Below are 7,164 nucleotides of genomic sequence, written 5' to 3' on the forward strand. Positions count from 1 at the left end.
CGCTTCGACCAGCTTCCGGCCGGCAGCGGCCGCACCGGCGCGCACCGGGCCGAGAATCCGCACATGCGGGGCTGGGTCGTGCTGCTGTGGGCTGCGCTCGCCACGGTGGTGCTCGTCGCCGCGGGAATCTTCGCCACCCTCGTTCTCACCGGGCGAGTGACGCTGTCTCCCGCACCCGAGCCGACGGTGGCCGCGCCCACGGTGGTGGCACCCGAGCTCGACACGACCTATGACGTGCTGGTGCTCAACGCCACACCAGAGACGGGCCTTGCCGCCCGCACGCGAGACGACATCATCGCCGCGGGCTGGTCGGCGGACCTCGTGATCGCCGGCGATGCCGGATCCGAGGATTTCCCCACGACGACCGTGTACTACCCCCTCCCGTCGGACGAGCCGGCGGCGCTCGCCCTCGCCGAGGTGATCGGCGGTGCAGAGGTGGTGCAGAGCGACGTGTACCAACCCGTCGACGCTCCGGACTCGCGGCAGCTGGCGGTCGTGCTGGGCCTGGATCGCGTCGCGGCCGGAGAGTCCACGCCCACGCCGTAGGCTGCGCGCGCCCGTTCACGCCCGTTGTCCGCCCCTGTTTGGGCGCCGTGTTTCGCGCGTGTGAAGACTTCGATGCGCCTGCGTCAAAAGTCCGCTGATCAGGGTGGACGGGTGAATCCTGCTGGATACGCTTTCGTCGTTCCACCAGCAACAGGAGATCCGCATGGCACAGGGCACCGTCAAATGGTTCAACGCCGAAAAGGGCTTCGGGTTCATCACCCAAGCCGACGGCGAGGACGTCTTCGTCCATTACTCGAGCATCGAGATGAGCGGGTTCCGCGTGCTGGAAGAGGGCCAGCAGGTGGAGTTCACCCTCGGCACCGGCCAGAAGGGCCCACAGGCGGAGGCCGTGCGCCCGCTCTGAGCGAGCGGTGGATGCCGGCGGCGCGACCGCGACGGCATCCACCGAACCACGTGTCGATGTGTGTCGGCGCGCCCGGCGTGGCTTGCACTCCCCAGGGGCGAGTGCCAGAATGGCTTAGCACTCACTCCTGTTGAGTGCTAAAGACATTCCGACGTCCGGGAGGGACGAACACACACATGGCAAAGATCATCGCTTTCGACGAAGAGGCTCGACGCGGCCTCGAGCGCGGCCTGAACATCCTCGCCGACGCCGTCAAGGTGACGCTCGGCCCGCGCGGTCGCAACGTCGTGCTCGAAAAGAAGTGGGGCGCCCCCACCATCACGAACGACGGCGTCTCGATCGCCAAGGAGATCGAGCTGGACGACCCGTTCGAGAAGATCGGCGCGGAGCTGGTGAAGGAGGTCGCCAAGAAGACCGACGACGTCGCCGGTGACGGCACCACCACCGCTACCGTTCTGGCTCAGGCGCTCGTTCGCGAAGGCCTGCGCAACGTCGCTGCCGGCGCCGACCCGATCTCGCTCAAGCGCGGCATCGAGAAGGCTGTCGAGGCCATCACCGCCGAGCTGCTGTCGTCGGCTAAGGAGGTCGAGTCCAAGGAGCAGATCGCTGCCACCGCGTCGATCTCGGCCGCTGACGCCTCCATCGGCGAGCTCATCGCCGAGGCGATCGACAAGGTCGGCAAGGAGGGCGTGGTCACCGTTGAGGAGTCCAACACCTTCGGCACCGAGCTCGAGCTCACCGAGGGCATGCGCTTCGACAAGGGTTACATCAACCCGTACTTCGTCACGGACCCGGAGCGCCAGGAAGCGGTCTTCGAGGACCCGTACATCCTCATCGCGAACCAGAAGATCTCGAACATCAAGGACCTTCTGCCCATCGTCGACAAGGTGATCCAGGAGGGCAAGGAGCTCCTCATCATCGCCGAGGACGTCGAGGGCGAAGCTCTCGCGACGCTGGTGCTCAACAAGATCCGCGGCATCTTCAAGTCGGTTGCCGTCAAGGCTCCCGGCTTCGGCGACCGTCGCAAGGCGCAGCTGCAGGACATCGCGATCCTCACCGGCGGCCAGGTCATCACCGAAGAGGTGGGCCTCAAGCTCGAGAACGCCACGACCGACCTGCTCGGCCGTGCGCGCAAGGTCATCATCACCAAGGACGAGACGACCATCGTCGAGGGTGCGGGCGACTCGGCTCAGATCGAGGGTCGCGTGACCCAGATCCGTCGCGAGATCGAGAACACCGACAGCGACTACGACCGCGAGAAGCTCCAGGAGCGTCTCGCCAAGCTCGCCGGCGGCGTTGCCGTCATCAAGGCGGGTGCGGCGACCGAGGTCGAGCTGAAGGAGCGCAAGCACCGCATCGAGGACGCCGTTCGCAACGCGAAGGCCGCCGTCGAAGAGGGTGTCGTCGCCGGTGGTGGCGTCGCGCTCATCCAGGCCGGCAAGAAGGCGCTCGACGCCCTCGAGCTGACCGGTGACGAGGCGACCGGTGCGAACATCGTTCGCGTCGCGATCCAGGCGCCGCTCAAGCAGATCGCCCTCAACGCGGGCATGGAGCCCGGCGTCGTGGCGAACAAGGTCGCCGAGCTGCCGCTCGGCCACGGCCTGAACGCCGCGACCGGCGAGTACGGTGACCTGTTCGCACAGGGCATCATCGACCCGGCCAAGGTGACCCGCTCGGCTCTGCAGAACGCGGCATCCATCGCCGGTCTGTTCCTCACGACCGAGGCCGTCGTCGCCGACAAGCCCGAGAAGAACTCGGCTCCGGCCGGCGACCCCACGGGTGGCATGGACTTCTGATCTGATCAGAACCCGATGAACGAAGGGCCCCTCCTCGCGGAGGGGCCCTTCGCCGTGTCCGGCGGGGGTTACCGGAACAGTCCCGCCGTGGCCGCCTCGGTCTGTGCGTACTGCTGCCCGGCGGTGGCGAGCGCGGCGCTGATGTCGGCGAGCGAGGTCTCGACCTCGCGCTGAGTGGCGCGCCACCGGTCGATGACCGACTGGAAGCCGAGGGCGGCGCTGCCGGTCCATGAGGACTGCAATGCGGTCAGCTGCGCGAGCATGGCTGAGGTTTCGCCGGCCAGGCGGTCGGCGGTGCCGCGCACGGCGGCGGTGGCGGTGAGGACGGCGTCGCTGTCGACGGAGAAGACGGCCATGGGTGCTCCCTTCACGAGCGTTGCGCGCCACGTTAGGACGCGCGCCTCTCGGGCAGGCCGCTCTCGCATCCATATCGGGATGGATCCCGCGAGTGGTGCGCTGGGGAGGGGGCGGTGAGCTCTCAGTTCTCGGTGGTCGCTCGATCCGGGGCGGGTGCGACCTTCGGCATGGGCTGCGTCTCGATCGTGAGGTGCTCGGCGGGCGTGGGGGAGTTGGATGCCAGGGGGAACGCCACTCGGAACGTCGCTCCGCCGCCGGGGGTGTCGCCGACCTCGATCGTGCCGTGCAGCGACTCGACGATCGCCGCCACGATCGACAGCCCCAGACCCGACCCGCCGGTCTCGCGCGTGCGGGACGTGTCGGCCCGCCAGAACCGCTGGAAGATCTTGTCGCGGATCTGCGGCGGCACGCCCTCGCCGTGGTCGCTCACGGCGATCCACCCCGTGCGCGCCACGCGATCCACGCCGACGGTCAGCTCGATCGGCGAGTCCTCCGGACTGTACCGGCGCGCGTTGCCCAGCAGGTTCGCCACCACCTGCCGGATGCCGTTCTCGTCACCGAGCACGATGGGCGCGAGCGGAGCGGTCGCGGCCGGCTCCGACACCGGCGCGCTCGCCTGCGCCCCCGGGGCCGGAGCGGGCTGCTTCGGTCGGCGGCGCAGCAGCGACAGGGTCGCGCCCGCGAGGCCCGTCGCGGGCGCGTGCGGGGCGCGCTTGCGCCCGGTGTGGGTGTCGGTGTGCTCCGTGGGGGATTCCGGCGCGGGATGCGGCCCCTGGCCACCCACGGCCGTGGTGTCCAGCGCCGTCACGGCGCGCTGGGGCGCCGCGGCTCGGGCGTCGAGGGCGGCGTCGCGCGCGATGGGGCGCAGGTCCACCGGGGCCAGGGTCACGCCGCGGCGCTCGTCGAGTCGGGCGAGGGCCAGAAGGTCCTCGACGAGCACCCCCATGCGGATCGCCTCCTTCTCGATGCGCTCCATCGACTGGGCGACCTGCTCCTCGCCCGAGATGGCGCCCATGCGGTAGAGCTCGGCGTAGCCGCGGACTGTGACCAGCGGCGTGCGCAGCTCGTGGCTGGCGTCGCCGATGAAGCGGCGCATCTGGCGCACCGTGGCATCCCGTTCGCCCAGGGCGCCGTCGATGCGTCCGAGCATTGCGTTGATCGCCGTTTTCAGTCGGCCCACCTCGGTCGTGGGCGGTTCGATGTCGGTCATGCGCAGGCTGAAATCACCCGCGGCGATGGCGTCGGCCGTCGCTTCGACCTGACCGAGGCTGCGGAAGGTGAGGGTGACGATCCACCGCACGAGAAACGCGCTGGCGATCACGGTGATGAGCGCCAAGAAGCTGTAGATGCCGAGGAACGCGGCCAGGAAGCGCTCGTTGGGAGCGGTCGGCAGGGCGACCAGCTGGGTGTAGAAGATGCCCACCGGCGTGTCTTCGACGCCGGCCGCCGCCCGGTAGCTGGGTCCGCCCTGGCTGTTGCGCAGATCGAAGACCGTTCCGGTGCCGTAGATCGTCGCCTGGGCGAGGGTGAAGGTCTCGGGGAAGACCGGCGGGGGTTCGCCGTTGCCGCCGCCGCTGGTGATGAAGCGGCCGTCGGGACCGTACACGGCGACGAAGTACGCCGTGGCATCCGACTTCACCCTGAAGTCGTCACCGTCCTCGGTGACCGTGCCGGTGAAGACGCTGCTGACGGCATCGGTCTCGGCCAGCTGCTGCACCTGGGAGTCGAGGTTGGTCGCCAGGGTGTTGCGGAGGAACCCGAGCGTGCCCACACCCGCGGCGACGAGTCCGATCGCCAGCACTGCGACGGTGACCCCGGTGACCTTCGCGCGCAGGCTGACGCCGCGCCACCAGTCGGTCAGCGCATCGGTCCTGCCTGCGTGTGCGGCTAGTGCCACGAGGTCACGCGGACTTGCCCGCCTTCAGCATGTAGCCGAAGCCCCGCTTGGTCTGGATGAGGGGCTCGGACGAGTGCGGATCGATCTTGCGCCGCAGGTAGGAGATGTAGCTCTCCACGATGCCGGCGTCGCCGTTGAAGTCGTACTCCCACACGTGGTCGAGGATCTGCGCCTTGCTGAGCACCCGGTTGGGGTTGAGCATGAGGTAGCGCAGCAGCTTGAACTCGGTGGGGGAGAGGTCGATCGACACGTCGCCGACGAGCACGTCGTGGGTGTCCTGGTCCATCGTCAGCTCGCCTGCGCGGATGATCGACTCCTCGTCGGCCTGCATCGTGCGGCGCAGGATCGCCTGGATGCGCGCGACGATCTCGTCGAGGCTGAACGGCTTGGTGACGTAGTCGTCGCCGCCGGCGTTGAGGCCGGTGATCTTGTCCTCGGTCTCGTCCTTCGCGGTGAGAAAGAGGATGGGCGCGGTGTAGCCGGCGCCGCGCAGGCGCTTGGTGACGCTGAAGCCGTTCATGTCCGGCAGCATGACGTCGAGCACGATCAGATCGGGCTCCTCTTCGAGGACGGCCGAGATCGTCTGCGCGCCGTTTGACACGGCACGCACCTGGAAACCTGCGAAGCGCAGGCTCGTGATGAGCAGGTCGCGGATGTTCGGCTCATCGTCGACGACAAGGATGCGAGGCGCGGTCATGCCCTCATTATGGCCACGGAACCCATGCGCTGTCTGGACATCGGTCGGAGCGCCCGTCATGCGGTATGGCGACCGGGTGTCTGCGGAGCAAGCCGCGCGGGGCCCGACCAAGGGCCAGCGGCCGCCGCAGGCCTCGGGGCCGGCCCGGATGAGGGGATCTGCCGGAATGCGGATGCCTGCGGCTCAAGGGCCCGCATCCGGGCGGATCTCCTCGTTACGGCAACGGGGGTCCTCGGTGCCAGGGCGCCGCGCGGACGCGCGGTCGCCGGCGGGGCTATGCGCCCAGCGCGGCGTTCACGGCGCCGGTGGCCCGGATGCGGGGATCTGCCGGAATGCGGATCCTTGCGGCCCAAGGGACCGCATCTGGGCGGATCTCCTCATTCCGGCAACGGGAGTCAGCCGGCGCCCGCCGCGGCGCAGGGGCGCCCCGGGGCCCCGCAGCCGGCGTCAGGCGCCCAGCGCCGCCCGGCCCGAGACCTGCTCGGCATCCAGGATCGTGTACGAGTACCCCTGCTCGGCGAGGAACCGCTGCCGGTTCTGCGCGAAGTCCTGGTCGACGGTGTCCCGGGCGATGAGCGTGTAGAAGCTGGCGGTGTGCCCGTTGGTCTTCGGCCGCAGCAGCCGGCCGAGGCGCTGGGCCTCTTCCTGGCGGGATCCGAACGACCCCGACACCTGGATGGCGACGGATGCCTCGGGGAGGTCGATCGAGAAGTTCGCGACCTTCGACACCACCAGCACCGGCACCTCGCCGACCCGGAACTGCTGGTACAGCTGCTCGCGCTCGTCGACGGGGACGGCCCCGGTGATCTTCGGCGCGCCGAGCGCCTCGGCCAGCTCATCGATCTGGTCGAGGTACTGCCCGATCACCAGGATCTGCTCGCCCTCGTGGCGGGCCACGAGGTCGCGCACGACATCGATCTTGACCGGCGCCGTCGCGGCGATGCGGTAGCGGTCTTCGTCGGCGGATGCCGCGTACTCCAGCCGCTCGTCGACGGGCAGGTCCACCCGCACTTCGTAGCAGATGGCGGGGGAGATGAAGCCCTGGGCCTCGATCTCCTTCCAGGGAGCATCGAACCGCTTGGGCCCGATGAGGCTGAAGACGTCTCCCTCGCGGCCGTCCTCGCGCACGAGCGTCGCCGTGAGACCGAGCCTGCGCCGCGCCTGCAGGTCGGCGGTGAGCTTGAACACCGGCGCCGGCAGCAGGTGCACCTCGTCATAGACGATGAGACCCCAGTCGAGGGCGTCCAGCAGCGACAGGTGGGCGTACTGGCCCCCGCGCTTGGCGGTGAGGATCTGGTAGGTGGCGATGGTGACCGGCTTGATCTCCTTGAGCTGACCGGAGTACTCGCCGATCTCCTCTGGCGTGAGGCTCGTGCGCTTGAGCAGCTCGTCGCGCCACTGCCGGGCGCTGACGGTGTTGGTCACGAGGATCAGGGTCGTCGTCTTGGTTTGAGCCATCGCGGCCGCGCCCACGAGCGTCTTGCCTGCGCCGCAGGGGAGCACCACC

At 69.2% G+C, this 7,164-nt stretch carries 7 protein-coding genes; 3 read left to right on the plus strand and 4 right to left on the minus strand.

Annotation, left to right across the window (positions count from 1 at the left end; translation table 11 throughout):
• The 3 genes from NQ160_RS15200 to groL form a co-directional block, all read left to right on the plus strand.
• Window positions 1-546 (plus strand): LytR C-terminal domain-containing protein (locus tag NQ160_RS15200; protein WP_257516030.1); only part of this gene is annotated, 546 nt, incomplete at its 5' end.
• A gap of 163 nt (window positions 547-709) precedes the next feature.
• Window positions 710-910 (plus strand): cold-shock protein, encoded by a 201-nt coding sequence (locus NQ160_RS15205; protein WP_257495561.1) that lies wholly within the window; start codon window positions 710-712, stop codon window positions 908-910.
• 176 nt (window positions 911-1,086) lie between these two features.
• Window positions 1,087-2,706, plus strand: a complete 1,620-nt coding sequence (gene groL / locus NQ160_RS15210; protein WP_257495562.1) for a chaperonin GroEL — start codon at window positions 1,087-1,089, stop codon at window positions 2,704-2,706.
• 68 nt (window positions 2,707-2,774) lie between these two features.
• Here groL and NQ160_RS15215 read toward each other — a convergent pair whose 3' ends face one another.
• The 4 genes from NQ160_RS15215 to NQ160_RS15230 all read right to left on the minus strand — a co-directional run.
• Window positions 2,775-3,062: a WXG100 family type VII secretion target gene (locus tag NQ160_RS15215; protein ID WP_257495563.1), complete on the minus strand. Its 288-nt coding sequence runs from the start codon at window positions 3,060-3,062 to the stop codon at window positions 2,775-2,777.
• 122 nt (window positions 3,063-3,184) lie between these two features.
• Window positions 3,185-4,960, minus strand: a complete 1,776-nt coding sequence (locus NQ160_RS15220; RefSeq protein ID WP_257516031.1) for a sensor histidine kinase — start codon at window positions 4,958-4,960, stop codon at window positions 3,185-3,187.
• A 4-nt stretch (window positions 4,961-4,964) separates the two neighbouring features.
• On the minus strand, window positions 4,965-5,657 hold the full coding sequence (locus NQ160_RS15225) for a response regulator transcription factor (RefSeq protein WP_257495566.1): 693 nt from the start codon (window positions 5,655-5,657) through the stop codon (window positions 4,965-4,967).
• 447 nt (window positions 5,658-6,104) lie between these two features.
• Window positions 6,105-7,164: DEAD/DEAH box helicase (locus NQ160_RS15230; RefSeq protein WP_257516032.1), on the minus strand; the 1,060-nt coding region annotated here is incomplete at its 5' end.

The organism is Microbacterium sp. zg.Y909, from assembly GCF_024626565.1.

Bases quoted from the DNA above. Each gene is read 5' to 3' on its own strand.
- NQ160_RS15205 (WP_257495561.1), top strand. From the start codon at position 710: ATGGCACAGGGCACCGTCAAATGGTTCAACGCCGAAAAGGGCTTCGGG.
- groL (WP_257495562.1), top strand. From the start codon at position 1,087: ATGGCAAAGATCATCGCTTTCGACGAAGAGGCTCGACGCGGCCTCGAG.
- NQ160_RS15215 (WP_257495563.1), bottom strand. From the start codon at position 3,062: ATGGCCGTCTTCTCCGTCGACAGCGACGCCGTCCTCACCGCCACCGCC.
- NQ160_RS15225 (WP_257495566.1), bottom strand. From the start codon at position 5,657: ATGACCGCGCCTCGCATCCTTGTCGTCGACGATGAGCCGAACATCCGC.